We start from the raw sequence: 20499 nt of genomic DNA, 5'->3' as shown, positions 1-20499 counted from the left end.
TGACGGGCGGGAGCGCTTCGTTGCGCGCCCCCATCCCGGGAGCTGCGGGAGCGGGCGGCGCCCCGGAGAGGGTCCGCCCGGCGTCCGTTACTTGCGGGACAGGGCGTCCAAGACACGGGCCCAGGAACGGATGCCCTTGTGGAAGCTCTTCAGGTCGTACTTCTCGTTCGGCGAATGGATGGCGTCGTCGTCATTGGCATAGCCGATCAGCATCGCGTCCATGTCCAGGATCGACTTGAAGTAGCCGGCAATCGGGATTGAGCCGCCCATGCCGCAGAATACCGCCTCGCGCTGCCACTCGTCCGAAAGCGCGCCGCGGGCGGCCTCGAATTCGGGGCGGGAGATGTTCATAACCGAGGCGGGCGAGCCTTCCAGGTCGTTGTCCCAGCGCACCGAGGCATCCACCGGCAGGCGGTCCTCGACGTGCTTGCGGATCCTGCTGCGCAGCGCGTCCGGGTCCATGTCGCCGACCAGGCGGCAGGTGATCTTGCAGTGCGCCTCCGAGGGGATCACGGTCTTGGAGCCGGCGCCGTTGTAGCCGCCCCAGAGGCCGTTCACCTCCAGCGTCGGGCGGGCCCATTGCTGTTCCAGGGTGGAATAGGCTTTTTCGCCGTGCGGGCGGGTGTAGCCGACCGAGTTCAGATACTCGGCCTCGTCAAAGCCGCAGTTCTGCCACTGGCGCAGCTGGTCTTCGGGCACCTCGTGCACGCCTTCATAGAAACCTTCGACCGCGACGCGCCCGGTGTCATTGTCATAGAAGGAGGCGACGACTTCCGACAGCACCCGCAGCGGGTTCAGGCCGGGGCCGCCGTAGTGGCCGGAGTGCAGGTCGATGCGCGGGCCGATCACGGTGAACTCATCCTTGAGCATGCCGCGCAGCTGCGAGGAGATCGACGGCACCCCGCGCGACACCATCGAAGTGTCGCAGATCAGCGCGATGTCGGCTTTCAGCTCTTCGGCGTTGGCCTCCATGAAGGGGATCAGCGAGGGTGAGCCGGATTCCTCTTCGCCCTCGAAGAAGAAGGTGATGCGGCAGGGCAGGGAGCCGTTCACGTCCTTCCAGGCGCGGCAGGCCTCGACAAAGGTCATCAGCTGGCCCTTGTCATCCGACGCCCCGCGGCCGCGGATCACGGTGCCGTTCGGGGTGTCTTCCAGCTGCGGTTCAAACGGCGGCGTGTTCCACAGCTCCAGCGGATCGACCGGCTGCACATCATAATGGCCGTAAAACAGCACATGCGGGACATCGGTGTTGTCCTCGCCCACGTGGCCCACCACCATCGGATGGCCCGGGGTTGCGCGTTTCTCTGCCTTGACCCCGATAGAGTTCAGATCCGCGACCAGCCAGTCTGCTGCCTGATCGCACTCCGCCTTATAGGCCGGATCGGTGGAAATCGACTGGATCCGCAACAGCTCCATCAGCCGCTCTGTTGCGGCGTCCAGCTCTGCGTCGATCCGGTCCAGAACATCATTCAATGCCATTGTGCTCTCCTGTAATTCGGGGAGGCCCGGGGAAAGGCCGATTTGCCGCGGACCCTAGCAGTGCCCCGGGAGAGGGGCCAGAGGGGGCAGCGCAGGAATTCTGCGGTCTGGTCGCGGCCGCAGGTTTCCGATCCGGTGCAGCCGGGCGCGGAATCGGCGGCGCCTGCGACGCAAACGGCCACAGCTTGGCCGCTGCTGTCCTTGCCCGGCCTTTGATTAAGTTCTATTTGACCTGCATCAATGTTGCGCACCCTTGCCGGGGCGTATGCAGTTGATCAGAAGGGACGCCTGCGGTAACCATTCCTGAACGTGAATGTGGTCATACTGCCAGACGGCCGAGCCCTTTACACAGCCCGCGTGCTTTTGAGGAGCACAATTAGCTATGGAGATGCCGGTGGACTATACCGCGAAACTGGACGCTGCAATTGCCAGCCTGCACCAAGAGGGACGCTACCGGACCTTCATCGACATTGAGCGCAAGAAGGGCCATTTCCCGCATGCGGTCTGGACCCGCCCGGACGGCAGCCAGCAGGACATCACCGTCTGGTGCGGCAATGACTACCTTGGCATGGGCCAGAACCCGGTTGTGCTGCAGGCGATGCATGATGCCATCGATTCTACCGGCGCAGGCTCCGGCGGCACCCGCAACATCTCCGGCACCACGGTTTATCACAAGCAGCTGGAGGCCGAACTGGCCGACCTGCACGGCAAGGAAGCGGCGCTGCTGTTCACCTCTGCCTATATCGCCAACGATGCAACGCTGAGCACGCTGCCCAAGCTGTTCCCGGGGCTGATCATCTATTCCGACGCGCTGAACCATGCCTCGATGATCGAAGGCGTGCGCCGCAACGGCGGCGCCAAGCGTATCTTCCGCCACAATGACGTCGCCCATCTGCGCGAGCTGCTGGAGGCTGATGACCCTAGCGCGCCCAAGCTGATTGCCTTTGAATCGGTTTATTCGATGGACGGCGACTTTGGCCCGATTGCGGAAATCTGCGACCTCGCCGAGGAATTCGGCGCGCTCACCTATATCGACGAGGTGCACGCGGTCGGCATGTATGGCCCCCGCGGCGGCGGTGTGACCGAGCGTGATCAGCTGGCCCACCGGATCGACATCATCAACGGCACCCTCGCCAAGGCATACGGCGTGATGGGCGGCTATATCGCGGCGTCGGCCAAGATGTGCGACGCTATCCGCTCCTATGCGCCGGGCTTCATTTTCACCACCTCGCTGGCGCCTGCGGTGGCGGCAGGGGCGGCGGCCTCGGTTGCCTATCTGAAGGGCGCGCAGGACTTGCGCGACAAGCATCAGGACCAGGCCAAGGTGCTGAAACTGCGCCTCAAGGGGCTGGGCCTGCCGATCATCGACCACGGCAGCCACATCGTTCCGGTGATTGTCGGCAATCCGGTCCACACCAAGGTGCTGTCTGACCACCTGCTGGAGGACTACGGCATCTACGTGCAGCCGATCAACTTCCCCACCGTGCCGCGCGGCACCGAGCGGCTGCGCTTCACGCCGTCGCCCGTGCACGGTCCCAAGGAGATCGACGCGCTGGTCAAGGCAATGGACTCATTGTGGTCGCATTGTGCGCTGAATCGTGCCGAACTTGCCGGTTAACATACTGATCAGTGTAAATTAACACTGAGTGTGTTACGCTGCTGTCAACCAATGAGCGGATCTGAGTCGCGACTGTGATTCTTTCACCACTCTGAAACGAGGCGGCAGGCATTTATGGGACGGCAGGCATGATCGGGCGCTTCACCCAGCGCAAGCAGGAAGAGCATGGCGAAACAGCAGAGCCCAAGGGTTTTGATGATTTCGAGTTGAAGCTTGGCGACGTGATGCGCGGCGAACGGGCGACAATGGGCAAATCGCTGCTGGACGTCCAGCGCGAATTGCGGATCAAGGCCTCTTACATCGCTGCCATCGAAAATTCCGACCCTTCTGCGTTCGACACCCCCGGCTTCATCGCCGGATATGTCCGCTCCTACGCGCGCTACCTCAACATGGATGCCGAGCAGGCGTTCCAGGATTTCTGCCAGGAAAGCGGTTTTTCCGTGGCCCACGGCATGTCCGCCGAGGCGTCCAGCCGCACCAAGGCGGGCGCGGCGCCAGCCGCCAAGTCCACAGGCCTGGGCGGCGATGCCTTTGCCTCGCCGAACACGCCGTTCATTCCCGCCCCCAGCAGTTTCCTCAGCCAGATAGAACCGCGCGCGGTTGGCTCGCTGATGGTGCTGACAGCGCTGATCGGCGGCATCACCTATGGCGGCTGGGCTGTTCTGAAGGAGGTGCAGCAGGTGCAATTTGCGCCGGTGGATCAGACCCCGGCGGTGCTGGCGGATCTCGACCCGCTCAGCAGCGCGGTGCTGGACGTTGCCGAGGGCAGCCAGGACCCGGCGGCTGAGGCGCTGGATCGGCTTTACCGCCCGCAGGCGCTGGATGTGCCGGTACTGGTGGCGCGCGATGCGCCGATCTCGACCCTGGATCCCTCCACCATCGGCAACTTTGCCGCGCCGGAGCTGCCCAGCGTCGCCCTGGCCGAGGCCAGCATGAGCTATGAGGAAGACGCGCTGTCGCAGCCGGTGCCGCAGGTGGTGGCCGAAGCCGCGCCAGGCGTCGAAATGGTGGCGGTGCGTCCCTCATGGGTGCAGGTTACCGCGGCCGATGGCAGCGTGATCCTGGAAACCATCATGGACGCGGGCCAGCGCTTTGAGGTGCCGATGACCGAAGATGCGCCGCGCCTGCGCACAGGTGAAAGCAGCGCCATCTATTTTGCGGTGAACGGCGAGCATTTCGGCCCGGTGGGCGCGCGCGGCCAGGTCTCCAAGAACATCGAGCTGTCGATGGAGGCGATCACCGGCCGGTTTGAGCTGGCCGATCTGCAGGATGGCCGCAATGAGGCGCTGGCCACCCTGGTGGCGCAGCTGCAGACCGAACCGCCGGCCGAATAATATCCATCCGTTTCCTGTCCGGTCCGGGCACCTGCCATTGCAGGACGGCACTGCTGCGCGTATCTAGGCGCTAACAGGATCCAGCCGGGACACCAGCCATATGTCGATGAACCACATCCGCCCCTGGCGCCATATCGAGCGCCGCAAAAGCCGCCAGATCCATGTGGGCAACGTCCCCGTCGGCGGCGATGCCCCGATTGCGGTGCAAACGATGACCAACACGCCGACCACCGATGTGGCGGCGACGGTGGCACAGGTGCAGGCCGCGGCAGAGGCGGGTGCCGATCTGGTGCGGGTCTCGGTGCCGGATGAGGCGTCGTCGAAGGCGCTCAAGGAGATCGTGCGCGAAAGCCCGGTGCCGATCGTCGCCGACATCCATTTTCACTACAAACGCGGCATCGAAGCGGCGGAGGCGGGTGCTGCCTGCCTGCGCATCAACCCGGGCAACATCGGCGACGAAAAGCGCGTGGCAGAGGTGATCAGGGCCGCCCGCGACCACAGCTGCGCGATTCGCATCGGGGTGAATGCCGGCAGCCTGGAAAAGCACCTGCTGGACAAATACGGCGAACCCTGCCCCGAGGCGATGGTGGAGTCGGGCCTCGACCATATCCGCATCCTGCAGGACCACGACTTCCACGAATTCAAGATCTCTGTAAAAGCCTCTGACGTGTTCATGTCCGCTGCCGCCTACCAGCAGCTGGCAGAGTCGACGGACGCGCCGATCCACCTTGGCATCACCGAGGCGGGCGGCTTTGTGTCCGGCACGATCAAATCCGCCATTGGCCTTGGCCAGCTGTTGTGGATGGGCATCGGCGACACCCTGCGCGTCAGCCTCTCTGCCGATCCGGTGGAGGAGGTGAAGGTGGGCTTCGAGATCCTCAAATCCCTTGGCCTGCGCCATCGCGGCGTCAACATCATCTCTTGCCCCAGCTGCGCGCGGCAGGGGTTTGACGTGATCAAGACCGTGGAAACGCTGGAAGAGCGGCTGGCCCATATCCACACCCCGATGAGCCTCAGCATCATCGGCTGTGTGGTGAACGGCCCGGGCGAAGCGCTGATGACCGATGTGGGCTTCACCGGCGGCGGCGCGGGCTCCGGCATGGTCTATCTGGCGGGCAAGGCCAGCCACAAGATGTCCAACGAGCAGATGGTCGACCACATCGTTGAAGAGGTCGAGAAAAAGGCCGCCCAGATCGAGGCGGCCCAGGATGCGGCAGAGTAAGCATCCGTTCTTCATCTGGCTGTAAATATCCCGGGGTCCGAGGCAGCGCCCCGGTTCCTCCGGTTCAGCTCAAGGTATCAGCTCTGCTTTTCGCGGATCTCCGCGACCATGATTTCCATCTGGTCGGCGGGCAGGTAGCCGCGCAGCAGTTCGGTGCCCAGCACAAAGGTCGGGGTGCCGGAGATCGCCATCTTCTGGGCCAGCTCGCGGGTCTGGCGCAGTTCGGCGGTCACCTCCTCGCTGTCCATCCTGGCAAAAACCGCGTCTGCATCCAGCGACAGCCCCTCGGCCAGGCGGCGCAGCGCAACCTCATTCGGCTCGCCGCCAAAGGCGATCAGCGCATCATGCACCTGCTTGTAGGCGTCATCCCCGGCCACTTGCTTGGTTGCCACCGCAAAGCGTGAGGACAGCACCGAGGCTTCGCCGAGGATCGGGAATTCCTTGATTACCAGGCGGATATTGCCGTCGCTTTCCAGAAGCTTCTCCACTTCCGGCGCGGCACGGCGGCAGTAGCCGCAGCGGTAGTCCATGAACTCGACCAGGGTGATGTCGCCGTTGGGGTTGCCGCCGACCCAGGAATAGCCGTCGTTCTGCAGCTCCTCCAGGTTGTCGGCAACCAGGGTGTCATCGCGCGCGGCCTCTGCCTGCTGCTGGCGCTGTTCCAGCAGATCGACCGCCTCCAGGATCAGTTCCGGGTTGTCCAGGATGTATTCGCGGACCTGCTCGCCAAAGGCCTCGCGCTCGGCATCGGACATGGCGCTGATGTCAAAGGCCTGCGCCGGAGCGCCCAGCAGGGCAAGGGCCGTGGCTGCCGCGGTAGCGGTGCGGGTGAAAAGGGTCATTTTCTTCTCTTTCTCTTCTGAGCTTGTTCATAGGCCACTAGCACATCCTGCGCCCGCCGCGCGGCGGGGGATCCTGCTGGCAGCTGGGCCACTGCCCGTTTTGCGTGAATGCCGGCGTCATCCAGACGCCCCTGCAAGGCATAGCGTTCGGCGGTGACCAGTGCGGCCATGCCGGTCTGCCCGGTCTTGGCATAGGCCAGCGACATGTCGCGCAGCAGCACCGGGTTGCGGAAGTCAATGGCGCGGGCGCGCTCCATGGATTTGAGCGCCGCCTTGGGCTGGCCCGCGGCCAGCTGGGCGCGCCCGTAGCCGGTCAGGATCAGCGCGTCCCTGGGGGCCAGGCTGACGGCCTTGCCATAGGCGGCGAGCGCTGCGTTCCACTGGCGGTTTTCGATCAGGATCTGGCCCTTCAGCTCATGATAAAAGGGGTCGGACGGCCGCACGGACAGCGCGCCGTTCACCGCCTTCAGAGCTTTCTTGAGGTTGTTCTGCCGGTGGTAAGCGGCTGCCTCGCGTATCAGGCGGACGTCCTTGTACTGTTCCTCGCGCACCCGGCGCAGGGTCCATTTCGGCGCCCGGGTAAAGGCCGACAGCTTGCCGCGCACCCTGGCAAACCAGTACTGGGCCTCGGGGCTGGCCTGGCCCTTGTCGCCATGCGCTGCCAGATACGCTTGGGCGGCGCGGATGCGGTCGCGGCTGAGCGGGTGGGAGCGGGTATAGGGATCCTGGCTGCGTGTGCTCAGCACTTCCTGGCCGGCGAAGGCCTTGTGGAGGTCGACCAGGCCCTGCGGGCTGATCCCTGCGCGGTTCAGGTAATCGGCGGCGGAGCGGTCGGCGGAGCTTTCCTCAGCCCGGGTGTGGGCCAGGAAGCTGCGCAGGGCGGAATTCTGGGTGCCGATGGCGATGCCCCCCGCCGCCTCGCCGGCCCCGGCTGCGGCTGCCAGTACTGACAGCGCCAGGCCCAGCCCCGCGGCGCTGTTGGCAGAGCGCAGGTTCTGCATCCGCCGCGCCAGGTGGCCATTGGTGATATGGGCAGCCTCATGGGCGATTACCGCCTGCAGCATCTCCGGGCTGGTGACCTTGAGGATCAGACCGTAATGCACGAAAATCGTTCGGGAATCCAAAACAAAGGCGTTGAAGGAGGAGTCGTTGACCAGCAGGATCCGCATCCGGTTGGCGTTCAGCCCGGCAGCCCGGAAAACGGGGGCGGCCAGCCGGTTCAGCCCGTGTTCGATATCCGGGTCCCGCAGCAGCGAAATTGACGCTGCCTGCGCCGCCGCCGCAAACTGAAGCAGCGCGCAAACCACAAGAGCCGGGATTGACGCCAGCCGGAAGAAACGGTCAAAACTCATGCGCGCACCATGGGAGATCAGAATGCGAAACTCAAGCCGCTCCAGTGTTGATCCGTTTATTGTGATGGATGTGATGGAGGCCGCCCGCAAAGCCGAAGAGGGCGGGCGCCACATCATTCATATGGAGGTCGGGCAGCCCTCGACCGGGGCGCCCGCAGGGGCGCTGAGGGCGCTGGGGAATGCGCTGGAAAACAATGCGTTGGGGTATACCGTTGCGCTTGGCCTGCCGGAGCTGCGCAAGCGAATCGCGCAGCTGTACGGCGACTGGTACAATGTCGACCTGAACCCGGAGCGGGTGATCGTGACGCCGGGCTCCTCCGGCGCGTTTCTACTCAGCTTCACGGCGCTGTTCGACAGCGGCGACCGGGTCGGCATCGGCGCGCCGGGTTATCCGTCGTACCGGCAGATCCTCAAGGCGCTGGGGCTGACCCCGGTGGACATCCAGACCGCACCGGAAAACCGGCTGCAGCCGGTGGCGGCGGACCTCAAGGGGCAGAAACTGGCGGGCCTGATGGTGGCTTCGCCCGCCAACCCCACCGGCACCATGCTGGACCGTGCGGCGATGGGCTCGCTGATCAATGCGGCCCAGGCAGAGGGCGCCAGCTTCATCTCCGACGAGATTTATCACGGGCTGGAGTATGAGGCGAAGGCGGTGACCGCGCTGGAGCTGACGGATGAGTGCTACGTCATCAACTCCTTCTCCAAGTTCTTCTCCATGACCGGCTGGCGGGTCGGCTGGATGGTGGTGCCCGAGGATCATGTCCGGGTGGTGGAGCGGATTGCCCAGAACATGTTCATCTGCGCGCCGCACGCCAGCCAGGTGGCGGCGCTGGCCGCACTTGATTGCGAAGACGAGATGCGGGAGAACCTGGCGGTCTATGCAAGGAACCGCCAGCTGATGCTGGAAGGGCTGCCCAAGGCCGGTTTCACAAAAATCGCGCCGCCGGATGGTGCGTTTTACGTCTATGCCGATGTCTCGGACCTGACGGATGACAGCCGCAGCTTTGCCGCGGAAATCCTTGAAAAGGCTGGCGTTGCGGTGACGCCGGGGCTGGACTTCGACCCTGTCCGCGGCGCCACAACGCTGCGGTTCTCTTATGCGCGCTCGACCGCGGATATCGAGGAGGGGCTGGCGCGGCTAGCGCTTTACATGGCGTCCAGGGACTGAGCCGGGGATAACTGCAGAAGGCGGATTTCCAAGCCTGCGCAAATTGCCTAGTCTGCCCGGCAAAAGGCCAGCAAGGCCGGGCAAGAGGCGCGCATGGGCAGACTGTTTTCATTTTCCGCACTGATTTGGCTGCTGGCCGCGGCCGCCTGGGCGCAAGGATTCAGCGGCCTGGCCCGTATCGACGCAGAGGCCAGCCAGGTGCGCGATGCCGGGCAGGGGGCGGAGGTGTCGCTGGGCCTTAGCCAGGGGGTGCCGTACCGGCTGTTCACCCTGGACGGTCCGCCGCGGCTGGTGCTGGATTTTCAGGAGGTCGACTGGACCGGGCTGACGGCGGACAAGCTGGTGCAGGGCGAACAGGTTACCGCTGCGCAGTTCGGCACCTACGTGCCCGGCTGGTCCCGGCTGGTGCTGCAATTGGCGCAGCCGATGAAGGTCTCCGCGGCTGCGATGGCAGTGGATCAGGTGACGGCGGCGGCCCGGCTGGCGGTGTCGCTGGAGCCAGCCACAGCGCAGGAGTTTGCCGCCAGCGCCGGCGCCCCGCAGGATCCGCGCTGGGACCTGCCGGCGCCGGAGGAGATGCAGGGCAGGGCCGCGCGGGACGAAAACGCGCCGCTTCTGGTGATGCTGGATCCGGGCCATGGCGGCATTGATCCGGGGGCGGAGACAGAGGTTGTCGTCGAGAAGCACCTGATGCTGCAATTCGCCCGCGAGCTGGGCGAGGCGCTGCTGCGCTCTGGCCAGTTCACGGTGATGATGACGCGCGACGATGACTATTTCGTCTCGCTGGAGCGGCGCATCGCGATGGCGCATCAGGCCGGCGCCGATGTTTTCATTTCGCTGCATGCTGACACGATCTCGGAGGGCCGCGCACATGGCTCCACCGTTTACACGCTGTCCAAGGAGGCCTCGGATGCGGCCTCGGCCAAACTGGCGGAGCGGCATCTGCGCGGCGATTTGCTGTCGGGCACCGACCTGAGCCAGGCCGACGACCGGGTGACCAGCGTGATGCTGGATCTGGCCCGGCAGGAAACCCAGCCGCGCAGCGATGCGCTGGCGGCGGCGCTGATCGACGGGCTGCGGGCGCAAGGAAAGCCGATCAACAACCGGCCGCTGCGCTCTGCCGGGTTTTCGGTGCTGAAATCGGCGGACATCCCGTCAGTGCTGGTGGAGATCGGTTTTTTGTCCAGCAAGCGCGACCTGAAGAACCTGGTGGATGCGGACTGGCGCGCCAAGGCCGCGCGGGGCATCCTGAACGGGCTGATCACCTGGCGCGCCCAGGATGACGCCCGCCGCGCGCTGGTGCGGAAGTAGCCGCTGCCATGAAACTCATCTGGATGTCCGACCTGCATTTCGAGGCAGAGGGGCTTGTCCAGGGCCACGACCCGCGGCTGCGGCTGCAAGCCGCCGTGGGCTATATCGCCGAGCACCACGCCGATGCGGCGGCCTGCCTGATCACTGGCGACCTGGTCGAAACCGGATCAGAGAGGAATTACAAGCGGTTGAGAGAGGCTCTTAGCGGCCTGCCGATGCCGGTTCTGCCGTTGGCCGGCAACCACGACGACAGGCGCGTGTTGCGGGACGTGCTGCTTTTGCCGGACAGCGCGATGCCCGGCTTTGTCCAGTACCGGGCGGATTTTGAGGATCTTTCGGTGCTGTGCCTCGATACGCTGATCCCTGGCCAGGCGGCAGGCAACCTGTGCCAAGAGCGCATGGGATGGCTGGCAGCGGAACTGGCTGCGCTGGAGGGACGGCCCGCCATCGTGGCGATGCACCACCCGCCAGTTAAACTGGGCCTGCCGATGCTGGACGCGGACAATCTGCAGAACGGGAACGAGCTTTTGGATTTGCTGGCGGGCTTTCCCAACGTGCTGCATCTGCTGGCAGGTCATGTGCACCGGCTCTGCTCCGGAACCGCGCGGGGTATTCCCTTTTCCACGGCAAAGTCGGTGCTCTATCAGGCGCCGCCGCCGCAGCCGGAGTGGGACTGGTCCAGTTGCCGGCCCGCGGCCGAAGCGCCGGCACTGACGGTTCTGGAGCGCACTGAAACCGGCCTGACCCTGCAGCAGGTCAGTTCTGCGATTACACCCTGGCAGCAGCCGGCGCGGCCTAGAAGCAGGCTGGCCCTAGCCGGCTTTGGCTTCGGCCTTGGCCAGCGCCTTTTCGATCTCGCGTTCCAGCTCCTGCTTGTGCGGGGCCAGGATGTCATTGGCGGCCTTTGCCATCAGCCCCTGCTTTTCCAGCCCGGCAGCGATACAGTCCATCAGCTGCCCCTCGGCCTTGCTTTTCTCCATGCAGGAGCTGACGATTTTCTCCAGCGCGGTCATGTGATTGGTCAAGGCCTTGGCAATGGCCCGGCCAGTGAAAAACTTATGAGCCATCCGCAGGACGGTTTGCAGCGCGATTTCGGCGCCGATCTTGCGCGGGATGGCGGTGAAGCGGCCCAGGATGATCTCAATCTCCTTGCCGCCCCAGCGGGCCGCGGTGCTCCACAAATATTTGTTGATCCAGCGGGAATTGACCATCCGGCTGGCCAGCCGCTCGCCAACCCCCTTCATGACAAGCTGACCGGCCTTTGCGCCCAGCCAGCCCGAGAATCCGCCCGCCACCGCGGCAAAGGTGACGCGCTTGAAGGAGCCGGCCACGCCACCGGCCTTGACCCATCGCCCCTTGAGAATGACACCGTTGGCGATCTCCTGGACGGTGTTCTTGCTGGCGGCGACAGCGGCGCCCGCGGTGGCGGGGTTCACCCCGTTGGTGACCAGGATCAGCTGCACGATGTCAGCGGCACCGTCGCGCAGGTCGACCGAGATCTCCTCGCAGATCTTGGCGCTTTGACCCAGCTCCTTGGACAGCATGTTCAGATCCAACGCCACCGCGTCGAGCAGGATCTTGGTCTTTTTCATCTGCTTGAACGATTCCAGCAGGCTTTTCTTGTTCTTGCCATAGGTCATGTCCACCAGCTTGCCGACGGCAGCGTCGGCCTTCTTCAGCGACTTCGCCGGGCGGTCGATGTCGGCATTCGGGGTGACCATCTTCACGAAGAAGGTCCAGAACCCCTTTTGCATCTCGCGGTACTGGTCCTGGTAATTCCGCAGCGTGCTCATGAACGCCAGGGTCTCGGTGTGCAGGCGGCTTTGTATCGCGTCTACGGCGTCGCCCATGTCGTCCTCGGTGAACCAGTGGGTCTTGCCGCGCCATTTCACCTCATAGACCTTGCCCTTGGCGGGCAGCGGCCTGCCGCCCTGCGCTTTGGCGAACTGTTCGGCGACCTTGACCGGGGAACTGTCCAGCATCTTGAAGGTCTTGGAGCCGGGTTCGACCAGGCTGGTCACCTTGGTCTTCACCACCTGCTGCTGAAACTGGCCGATGGCGAGGATTGTCGGCTGGCCCACTTTGCCGTTGGTGGGCACCCGCTTGTAGCCGACAGTCGCCGCGTGTTCGTTGAGCATCTTCTGCACCAGCACAACGTCCTTGGGGTCGTTCACGGCAGTCTTGCCGCCGCCGACCGGAGCTCCGAGTTTGGCCATAGCAGTCTCCTCCACCTTTCGGGCTGCCGGGTAATACCTGAAACGGGCACGTGCCGCGGCTGGCGGGCGGGGAATGGGGAGGCAGGCCGAGGCGGCGGTTGCGTGCACGTGCGTTCAGCCTGCCCGCCGCTTGCGCCGGTCCGCGGCAAGCATTGGGAAAATCGGGCAGCCGCTGTTAGTATTGTCTGGTCAGGATACATCAGGGACGGCGCAAAACCAATTCTCCGGGCGGCAGGTTTCAGAACAGCACACTTTCGCCGCTGCATGCTTTGACCCCGGACACCGCCGCGCCTATATAGGCGGCACCTCGCGAGAAAGGCCAAACCCCGTGATCAGGTTCATACTCTCCTTCTTCGGCTCCATTTTCAGCACCATCACCCTTGGCGTGGCGATGGTGGCGCTGACCATCGGGGCGGTGTTCTGGATCTACGGGCGCGACCTGCCGAGCCATGAATCGCTGGCCCAGTACCAGCCCGCGACGATCAGCCGGATCTATTCGGGCGAGGGCTTTCTGATCGACGAGTTTGCCAAGGAACGCCGCCTGTTCACCCCGTCGCATGAGATTCCGGACCTGGTGAAACAGGCCTTCATTTCTGCCGAGGATAAGAACTTCTACAGCCATTCCGGCTATGACGCCCGCGGTATCGCCGCTGCCGCGATTGAGGCGGTGCGCTCGCGCGGGGAGAATGTGCGGGGCGCCTCGACCATCACCCAGCAGGTGATGAAGAACTTCCTGCTGTCCGGCGACCGCCGGGCCGAGCGCAAGATCAAGGAGATCATCCTCGCCACCCGGCTGGAGGAAACGCTCGACAAGGAACGGATTCTTGAGCTGTATCTGAACGAAATCTTCCTGGGCCAGAACTCCTATGGTGTGACCGCCGCGGCGCAGACCTATTTCAACAAAACCCTGAGCGACCTGGCCCCGCACGAGGCGGCGACGCTGGCCGCGATGCCCAAGGCGCCGTCGGACTACCACCCGGTGCGCCAGAAGGACCGGCTGCTGGCGCGGCGCAACTACGTGCTGCGGGAAATGCGCGAGAACGGTTATATCTCCGCCGACGTTTACGAGGTGGAGGTCGCGCAGCCGCTGCGGTCGGTGCAGAACGGCGATTTCGAGGCGTTCCGCACCGCGCTGCCGCCGCGGGACTATTTCACTGATGAAATCCGCCGCCAGCTGACCCAGGACTTTGGCGAAGGCGAATTCTTCACCGGCGGCTTCACCGTGCGCGCAACCCTTGACCACGAAATGCAGGCCGAAGCGGCGCTGGCGCTGCGCGGCGGGCTGGAAAAATACGACCGCTCGCGCGGGAAATGGCGCGGTACCGGCGTGCAGCTGGAGGAAGCCCAGCTGGCGGACGAGACCACCTGGCGCGCCGCGCTGGCAGATGCCGATGTCCCGCGCGATATTGTTTTGGGCGGCAGGTGGCATCCGGCGGTGGTGCTGGAGGTCGGCAGCGAGTCGATGACCGTGGGTGTCGAGAAAAGCAAGGGCACCGGGTCGGTGCCGCGTTCCGATATCAAGTGGATGAAGGGCAGCTTTGCCGACAATTTCACCCGCGGCGACGTGGTGCTGGTCCGGGCCGAGAAGAAGGACGGCGAATTCAGCCATTGGTCGCTGCGGCAGGTGCCGGAAGTGCAGGGCGGCTTTGTCGCGATGGACGTGAACACGGGCCGGGTTCTGGCGATGCAGGGCGGCTTCTCCTACCAGCACTCGGTGTTCAACCGCGCCACCCAGGCGCTGCGCCAGCCGGGCTCCAGCTTTAAGCCGTTTGTCTATGCAGCGGCGCTGGACAGCGGTTACAGCCCAGCGACAATCGTGGTCGACGCCCCGATCGAGATCAACACGCCGCAAGGCCTGTGGCGGCCCAAGAACTCCAGCAACAAGTTCTACGGCCCCACGCCGCTGCGGACCGGGATCGAGATGAGCCGGAACCTGATGACCATCCGCCTTGCGCAAGAGGTGGGGATGCCGGTGGTTGCGGGCTATGCCGAACGCTTTGGCGTTTATGACAACATGGGCGCCTTCCTGGCCAACTCGCTGGGCTCGGAGGAGACCACGCTTTACAAGATGGTCGCGGCCTATGCGATGTTCGCCAATGGCGGCGAGCGGGTGCAGCCGACGCTGGTGGACCGGGTGCAGGACCGCTTCGGGCGCACCATCTACCGCCATGACGACCGCGACTGCGTGGATTGTTCCGACCCGTCGCTGGCTGCGGGGCAGGCGCCGCGGATCGTCACCGACCGCGAGCGGGTGATGGACCCGGTCACCGCTTACCAGCTGACCTCGATGATGAAGGGCGTGGTTGACCGCGGCACCGCCTCCAGCGTGATCAACCTGCCGGTGCCCACTGCTGGCAAGACCGGCACCACGAACGATTCGCGCGATGTCTGGTTTGTCGGATTCACCTCCAACATTGTGGCGGGCTGCTACATGGGCTTTGACCAGCCCCGCCCGATGGGCCGCGGCGCCTATGGCGGCACAATGTGCGGCCCGGTGTTCCAGCAGTTCATGACCAAAGCGGTGGAGAAGTTCGGCGGCGGCCCGTTTGAGGTGCCGGAAGGCGGCCACTTCATCAAGATCGACCGCTATACCGGCAACCGGCTGCCGGATGATGCCTCTGGCCCGTATGTGGTCGCGGAGTACTTCCGGGATGGCGCAGAGCCGATCTTCGGCCTGACCTATGACGGCGGCTTTGCCATGGGGTCCAACCTGCCGCTGGTCGAGGAGGTGCAGCAGTCCGGGCGCAAGGTCACCACCTCCAGCGGCGGCACTGCGGTGCTGGGGCCCAAGGCGACCTTCGGCACCGTCAGCTCAGGCGGGCTGTACTAGGCGCCCGGCTACGCCCCCAGCAGCACAGCCTCGTGGCGCGTCACGCATTGGCGCGCCGTGGCGCCATAGGTGCCGGGGCACCAGCGCAGATCCGGCATGATCCGGAACAGCTCCTCCCGCACTGGCGCGTCCAGGGCCGACATCGCCTGGCTGCCGGGGTGGAAGCTTTCGGACGGTGCGCCTTCGGCATAGATGATCTCGTGCCGGTCAAACAGCAGATGCACATAGGTCACCATGCCGCCGGGCTGCTGGCGGATGCTGCTGCCGTTAACCAGATGCAGGGCGGACACCAGCACCTCTTGCGCACCGCACAGCAGGGTGGCGCTTGGCCCGGTGTAAAGCATCCGGTGCTGCGGCGAGACCAGCAGGTCGCGTTCCGCCCCGAACAGGCCCGCCGGAATGCGTACCGGCGCCAGATGCCCCTCCGCCGGAACGGTGGAGCAGCTGATCCAGCGCACCGGCTGCAGCCCGTTGTCACGCGTCACCACCTGATCGCCCGGCTGCAGGGTTTCGATGGCGCGCAGGCCCGCCGTGGTGGCAATCCTGGTGCCGGCGGAGTAGCAGATGATGTTTTCAATGCCGGAAAAGCTGACCACGCTGCCATCCAAGAGCGTCGCCGTGCCGGTCAGGCTGCCGCCGGTGTTGTCGGTGATGTTGAGCGAGCCCTTGTCCAGCTGCCCGTTGAAATCCAGCGTGTCGCCGGTTGTCTGACCGTCGTCGCCGCCCGTGATGGTGATATTGTTGCTGCCGCTGTCGCCGGTGTCGACGATGGTGAAGTAGTCGTCGCCGTCGCCCCCGGTGGCGGAATCGCCTTCACCCGCGATGAGGCTGTCATTTCCGGCGCCGCCCTCCAGCGTGTCGGCGCCGCTGCCGCCCGCCAGCGTGTCATCGCCGCCCTGACCATAGATCACATCGTCCCCGGCGCCGCCGGAAATGCTGTCGTTGCCGTCCACGGGCGTTTCCGGCGGCACCGTGAAGGTGATGTTCGAGACCGTGTAGTCAGAGCCGTCAGTGCCGTCGGTCTGCAGATTGGCAGAGAGCACAAGCTGGTCGAATTCCCCGTAGCCGCTGATATTGACCGTGCCGGCGCCGGTGCCTGCGGTATCCTCAGTGAAGTCGCCCTGGGCGACCAGAACCCCGTCCTTGTAGATCGCCCAATGGCCCTCTTCACCGAACCCGTCGGTATACAGGTGATTGTAGGAGAAGCTGGCTTCGGTGGTGTTCTGGTCGAAATCTACGATCAGTTCCTCGGAGATGCCTGAGGCCTTGTCATAGCCGATCTGGGCGTCGATGCCGCTGTCTGAATCCGAAATCGCCCCGGCAACACCAAACGCGCCGTCGTAATAGTCGATATTGGCTGCACTTGCGTTTCCGGCCAGGTCCTTGGCAGTAACGGTGAAACCGCTGCTGGTATCGGTGACGTTTGAGTCGTCGATGTGCTGCTGCGAGTCGCCCAGCCCCGCCTCAGTGCTGCTGTCGCCATAGATCGTGTCGTCGCCGCTGCCGCCCTCAAGGCTGTCGCCGCCCGCGCCGCCAAGCACCAGGTCATTGTCCGCACCGGCATCCACCGTGTCGTCGCCCGCGCCGGCCTCCACCGTGTCCTGATTGCCCGAGGCACCGCCGCCGCTGCCGTTGTCGATCTGGTCGCCATCGCTGTCGGTGTAGCTGCTGTCGATCGTGTCGGCGCCGCTGGTGCCCTCAACCGGGCCATCCATATCGGTGTAGGCGGGCGGGTTGTCTGCGCTGGCCGAACTGAAGGTGTCGGGCGGGCCGTAATCCGGCACAAAGTAGACATTGCCGTCTGCGGCCAGGTAATAGACCCCCGGCTCAATCTCATCGGTGTAGGGCGTGCCGCCATCCGATCCTGTCCAGCTCCAGTTGCCGGCGCCCAGGTTCTGATCCGTGGTAAAGGAGGAGTAGGTGGACGTGATCGTATCACCGTGATCGAGTGATCCGTCTCCAAGCTGGACAAGATATCCGCTAGGCATACTTCAGGTCCCCAGGTCCAGTCGCGGCTGCGCGCAGAAAACATTACAGGAACATGATTAACCGGACGGCGTTAAGGCTGCGTTTTGGCAAGCCTGATTCTGTGCCGCATTTTAGGAGGTTTTTCTGCAGCACCTTCGGCGGCGGCGCGGGGCGTGGCGGCTTGCCCGCGGCGCAAGGGTGGTTTATCACGCAGGCCTGACCTGAGATTGCCCGGATATTGCAAGGATACCCCATGCGCGCGGAAACCCAGAACATCGTGGCGGAGATCGAGAAGTCGCTGGAGCTGCTGGCCCAGCGGATGAATTGGGAAACCGCCGAATTCCGCCTGGAGGAATTCAACGCACGGGTCGAGGATCCGAACCTGTGGGACGACCCGGAGGCGGCGCAGAAACTGATGCGCGAGCGCCAGGCGCTGGTGGATTCCATCAATACCTACAAGGGCATCCAGCAGGATCTTTCCGACAATATCGAGCTCATCGAGCTGGGCGAGATGGAGGAGGATGAAGAGGTCGTCAAGGATGCCGAGGCGGCGCTGGGAACGCTCAAGGTGAAGGCCGCCGAGAAGGAGCTGGAAGCGCTCCTGGACGGTGAGGCCGACGCCAACGACACTTTCCTGGAGATTAATGCAGGCGCCGGCGGCACCGAAAGCTGCGACTGGGCGTCGATGCTGGCGCGGATGTATGTCCGCTGGGCCGAGAAGAAGGGCTACAAGGTCGAACTTCAGTCCGAAAGCGCGGGTGACGAGGCAGGCATCAAATCCGCCGCCTACAAGATTTCCGGCCACAATGCCTATGGCTGGCTGAAGTCCGAGAGCGGCGTTCACCGGCTGGTGCGGATTTCCCCCTATGACTCGGCGGCCAAGCGGCACACCTCGTTCAGCTCTGTCTGGGTCTATCCGGTGGTGGACGACAATATCGAGATCGACGTGAACCCGTCCGATATCCGTGTCGACACCTACCGCTCCTCGGGCGCGGGCGGCCAGCACGTGAACACCACCGACTCGGCGGTGCGGATCACCCACATCCCGACCGGCATCGTGGTGACCTCGTCCGAGAAGTCGCAGCACCAGAACCGCGATATCGCCATGAAGGCGCTGAAATCGCGCCTGTATCAGCAGGAGCTGGACCGCCGCAACGCCGAGATCAACGCCGCGCATGAGGCCAAGGGCGATGCCGGCTGGGGCAACCAGATCCGTTCGTATGTGCTGCAGCCCTATCAGATGGTGAAGGACCTGCGCACGGGGCACGAGACCTCGGACACCAAGGGCGTGCTGGACGGCGATCTGGACGGCTTCATGGCTGCAACGCTGGCTATGAACGTCTCAGGCAAGAGCCGTTCCGAGGCCCAGGGCGAGGACTGATCCCCGCCGCCGGTCTGCCCTGGCGGCAACGGCACGCAGCAGCTGCTGAGCGAATTGCAAACTCCGGCCGTATCAGCCGGAGTTTTTCTATTCCTGACGCCGCATGCAAGCTATCGAAATCGCCACCTTGCCCGTCCGGGCCGGACGCCTTTTGCTGGATATGCCAAGGTTGGTGTTCGTGGTGAAGGGGGAGTGTCATGGCACGGGTCAATCTGAATCTCGTATTTGACGGTGAAACAGCCATTCCCCGGCTTCAAGGCCAAAGCAGCGTTGAGTGGTTCGACCGCTTTTTGAACACCTACAATGTCTTTGAAAGCAACGCGGACAACAGACTGGTGGCAGATATCGGCCTCACCGGGCAAGACTGGACGGCCAAGATCGTCCGGTTCGGCGGCGCTGCGGAAAACAACCTGACCAGGATCACCGATCTGGACGGCGGAACCGGCCGCCGGATCGACTATCTGGAGCTGGGCTACAACTCCAGCGTGGTTCTGGACACCACCCGCGCGCGGCAAATCAACGGATGGGACGGGAAAAAGCATGAGGTCACGCTGGGCGAAAACCAGCAGGACAGCACGTTTTCCATCCATCTGTTTGCCGAAGAAAACATTGTCACCACCGGCAGTGCGTTTGTGTTCAACATCGAAACCGGCCTTGGCAGCAGCGACGCAGACAGGGCCAGGGGGGATATGATCACCATCGGCAGCGGCGGCGCGGGCACCGTGCGCACTGCCGCCGGAGATGACAAGGTTGTGGTGCGCAAAGGGTTTGCGGAGTTCATCAGCACTTCCGATGGCGGCGATACCGTGGTGGTTGGCAACAGCGGCGCTGGCGTGGTCCGCACAGGCGACGGCAGCGACACTGTCCGCACAGGCAACGCTTTCGTGGAACTGATCTCAACCGGTAATGGGAATGACACCGCCGCAGTCGGGGCCGGGAGCGCTGGCCTGGTCCGGCTGGGAAGCGGGCGGGATACCGTCAGCATTTCGGAAACCGACCCCGGCGCAGGAGTGCAGATCAGCGGCGGCAGCGGCAGGGACACTGTAGATTTCTCCAAGTTCTCAGGCGGGGTGGTGTTTTCCCTCAACCTGGATGGGGCGTGGCAGAACCCCGGCGCACCGGGCGGCAAGCTGGGCGCGGAGGGGACCGGGTTTGTGCAAGCCTCCTCCGTTGAGAACCTGACCGGCACTGCCAAGGGCGACCGGCTGACGGGGGACGGCGGTGCGAACCTGCTGTCGGGGAAGGGCGGCAACGACCGCTTGGCCGGGCTGGCGGGCGCGGACACGCTGAACGGCGGCGGCGGCAACGACAGGCTGGCCGGCGGCGGCGGCAAGGACACCCTGAACGGCGGCAGCGGCAATGATACAATGACGGGCGGCGGCGGGGCTGATACCTTTGTGTTCACAGCCGGCGACGACCTGGTCAGGGACTTCAAAGATGGCACCGACATCCTGCAGATCCGCGGTCACAGCGGCGGCTTTGCCAGCCTTGGTATCACAGACAGCGGCGGTGACCGCCTGATCACCCATGACGGCGGCTCAGTGCTGCTGGACGGCGAGGCGGGGCTTGGCCTGACGGCCGACGACTTTGTCTTCGCCTGACTGCGGGCAGGCTTCATCCAACTGCAAAGACGGGCGGCACAGCCCGTCTTTTTTTGTGCGGCGGTCGCTGCGGCCCGCCGGGCGGCGGACCCGGCGCAGCAGTTTCAAATATGTATCCGGAAGGTATTTTTTGGCGCGGGGTTCGCGGCTAGGCTGGCGGAAACAGGCAATCGAGAG

Annotated in this window: 13 protein-coding genes and 1 pseudogene; 9 read left to right on the top strand and 5 right to left on the bottom strand. The window is 64.4% G+C overall.

Annotated elements, in window-relative coordinates; all coding sequences use genetic code 11:
* Positions 1–87: 87 nt before the first annotated feature.
* Positions 88–1479 carry a M20/M25/M40 family metallo-hydrolase gene (locus tag ACTRWG_RS08230; RefSeq protein ID WP_462829208.1) on the bottom strand — a complete coding sequence of 464 codons (1392 nt, stop codon included), beginning with the start codon at positions 1477–1479 and terminating at the stop codon, positions 88–90.
* A 382-nt stretch (positions 1480–1861) separates the two neighbouring features.
* On the opposite strand from ACTRWG_RS08230, the gene hemA reads away from it, so the two are divergent.
* The 3 genes from hemA (at position 1862) to ispG (ending at position 5653) form a co-directional block, all read left to right on the top strand.
* Positions 1862–3097, top strand: a complete 1236-nt coding sequence (hemA, locus tag ACTRWG_RS08225) for a 5-aminolevulinate synthase (protein WP_051357821.1) — start codon at positions 1862–1864, stop codon at positions 3095–3097.
* 128 nt (positions 3098–3225) lie between these two features.
* Positions 3226–4431: a helix-turn-helix domain-containing protein gene (locus ACTRWG_RS08220; protein ID WP_027237209.1), complete on the top strand. Its 1206-nt coding sequence runs from the start codon at positions 3226–3228 to the stop codon at positions 4429–4431.
* 100 nt (positions 4432–4531) lie between these two features.
* The gene (ispG, locus tag ACTRWG_RS08215; RefSeq protein WP_027237210.1) at positions 4532–5653 is read left to right on the top strand and encodes a flavodoxin-dependent (E)-4-hydroxy-3-methylbut-2-enyl-diphosphate synthase; all 1122 of its coding nucleotides are present in this window, start codon (positions 4532–4534) and stop codon (positions 5651–5653) included.
* Between the two features lie 77 nt (positions 5654–5730).
* Here ispG and ACTRWG_RS08210 read toward each other — a convergent pair whose 3' ends face one another.
* Positions 5731–6495, bottom strand: a complete 765-nt coding sequence (locus tag ACTRWG_RS08210) for a DsbA family protein (protein ID WP_027237211.1) — start codon at positions 6493–6495, stop codon at positions 5731–5733.
* Complete coding sequence (locus tag ACTRWG_RS08205) at positions 6492–7847, bottom strand: M48 family metalloprotease (protein ID WP_209320212.1); 1356 nt, start codon at positions 7845–7847, stop codon at positions 6492–6494. Before ACTRWG_RS08205 ends, ACTRWG_RS08210 begins: the two co-directional genes overlap by 4 nt.
* Before the next feature lie 22 nt (positions 7848–7869).
* On the opposite strand from ACTRWG_RS08205, the gene ACTRWG_RS08200 reads away from it, so the two are divergent.
* The 3 genes and pseudogenes from ACTRWG_RS08200 to ACTRWG_RS08190 form a co-directional block, all read left to right on the top strand.
* A complete protein-coding gene (locus ACTRWG_RS08200; protein WP_027237212.1) occupies positions 7870–9015 on the top strand; it encodes a pyridoxal phosphate-dependent aminotransferase in 1146 nt (381 codons plus the stop codon).
* A gap of 93 nt (positions 9016–9108) precedes the next feature.
* Positions 9109–10326 (top strand): N-acetylmuramoyl-L-alanine amidase, encoded by a 1218-nt coding sequence (locus ACTRWG_RS08195; protein ID WP_027237213.1) that lies wholly within the window; start codon positions 9109–9111, stop codon positions 10324–10326.
* Positions 10327–10334: 8 nt separating this feature from the next.
* Positions 10335–10853, top strand: a pseudogene (locus ACTRWG_RS08190) (metallophosphoesterase); the annotation flags it as partial.
* 285 nt (positions 10854–11138) lie between these two features.
* Here ACTRWG_RS08190 and ACTRWG_RS08185 read toward each other — a convergent pair.
* Positions 11139–12542: a nucleotidyl cyclase domain-containing protein gene (locus ACTRWG_RS08185; RefSeq protein WP_462829207.1), complete on the bottom strand. Its 1404-nt coding sequence runs from the start codon at positions 12540–12542 to the stop codon at positions 11139–11141.
* Between the two features lie 328 nt (positions 12543–12870).
* Here ACTRWG_RS08185 and ACTRWG_RS08180 point away from each other — a divergent pair, with 328 nt between their 5' ends.
* On the top strand, positions 12871–15372 hold the full coding sequence (locus tag ACTRWG_RS08180) for a penicillin-binding protein 1A (protein ID WP_027237216.1): 2502 nt from the start codon (positions 12871–12873) through the stop codon (positions 15370–15372).
* Between the two features lie 8 nt (positions 15373–15380).
* On the opposite strand, the gene ACTRWG_RS08175 is transcribed toward ACTRWG_RS08180, so the two are convergent.
* Positions 15381–17360: a Hint domain-containing protein gene (locus tag ACTRWG_RS08175; protein WP_462829206.1), complete on the bottom strand. Its 1980-nt coding sequence runs from the start codon at positions 17358–17360 to the stop codon at positions 15381–15383.
* Between the two features lie 233 nt (positions 17361–17593).
* Here ACTRWG_RS08175 and prfB point away from each other — a divergent pair, with 233 nt between their 5' ends.
* Complete coding sequence (prfB, locus tag ACTRWG_RS08170; protein ID WP_259970320.1) at positions 17594–18721, top strand: peptide chain release factor 2; 1128 nt, start codon at positions 17594–17596, stop codon at positions 18719–18721.
* A gap of 197 nt (positions 18722–18918) precedes the next feature.
* The gene (locus ACTRWG_RS08165) at positions 18919–20322 is read left to right on the top strand and encodes a calcium-binding protein (protein ID WP_462829205.1); all 1404 of its coding nucleotides are present in this window, start codon (positions 18919–18921) and stop codon (positions 20320–20322) included.
* The last annotated feature ends 177 nt before the right edge of the window (positions 20323–20499 follow it).

The organism is Leisingera sp. G5_S3_59_S7 (assembly GCF_054968485.1).
This window is presented reverse-complemented; position numbering and strand designations above follow the sequence as displayed.

What these genes read in the sequence shown, in the direction of transcription:
- hemA (WP_051357821.1), top strand. Translation starts at nt 1,862, where the DNA reads ATGGAGATGCCGGTGGACTATACCGCGAAACTGGACGCTGCAATTGCC.
- ACTRWG_RS08205 (WP_209320212.1), bottom strand. Translation starts at nt 7,847, where the DNA reads ATGAGTTTTGACCGTTTCTTCCGGCTGGCGTCAATCCCGGCTCTTGTG.
- prfB (WP_259970320.1), top strand. Translation starts at nt 17,594, where the DNA reads ATGCGCGCGGAAACCCAGAACATCGTGGCGGAGATCGAGAAGTCGCTG.
- ACTRWG_RS08185 (WP_462829207.1), bottom strand. Translation starts at nt 12,542, where the DNA reads ATGGCCAAACTCGGAGCTCCGGTCGGCGGCGGCAAGACTGCCGTGAAC.
- ACTRWG_RS08230 (WP_462829208.1), bottom strand. Translation starts at nt 1,479, where the DNA reads ATGGCATTGAATGATGTTCTGGACCGGATCGACGCAGAGCTGGACGCC.
- ACTRWG_RS08175 (WP_462829206.1), bottom strand. Translation starts at nt 17,360, where the DNA reads ATGCCTAGCGGATATCTTGTCCAGCTTGGAGACGGATCACTCGATCAC.
- ACTRWG_RS08195 (WP_027237213.1), top strand. Translation starts at nt 9,109, where the DNA reads ATGGGCAGACTGTTTTCATTTTCCGCACTGATTTGGCTGCTGGCCGCG.
- ACTRWG_RS08220 (WP_027237209.1), top strand. Translation starts at nt 3,226, where the DNA reads ATGATCGGGCGCTTCACCCAGCGCAAGCAGGAAGAGCATGGCGAAACA.
- ispG (WP_027237210.1), top strand. Translation starts at nt 4,532, where the DNA reads ATGTCGATGAACCACATCCGCCCCTGGCGCCATATCGAGCGCCGCAAA.
- ACTRWG_RS08200 (WP_027237212.1), top strand. Translation starts at nt 7,870, where the DNA reads ATGCGAAACTCAAGCCGCTCCAGTGTTGATCCGTTTATTGTGATGGAT.
- ACTRWG_RS08210 (WP_027237211.1), bottom strand. Translation starts at nt 6,495, where the DNA reads ATGACCCTTTTCACCCGCACCGCTACCGCGGCAGCCACGGCCCTTGCC.
- ACTRWG_RS08165 (WP_462829205.1), top strand. Translation starts at nt 18,919, where the DNA reads ATGGCACGGGTCAATCTGAATCTCGTATTTGACGGTGAAACAGCCATT.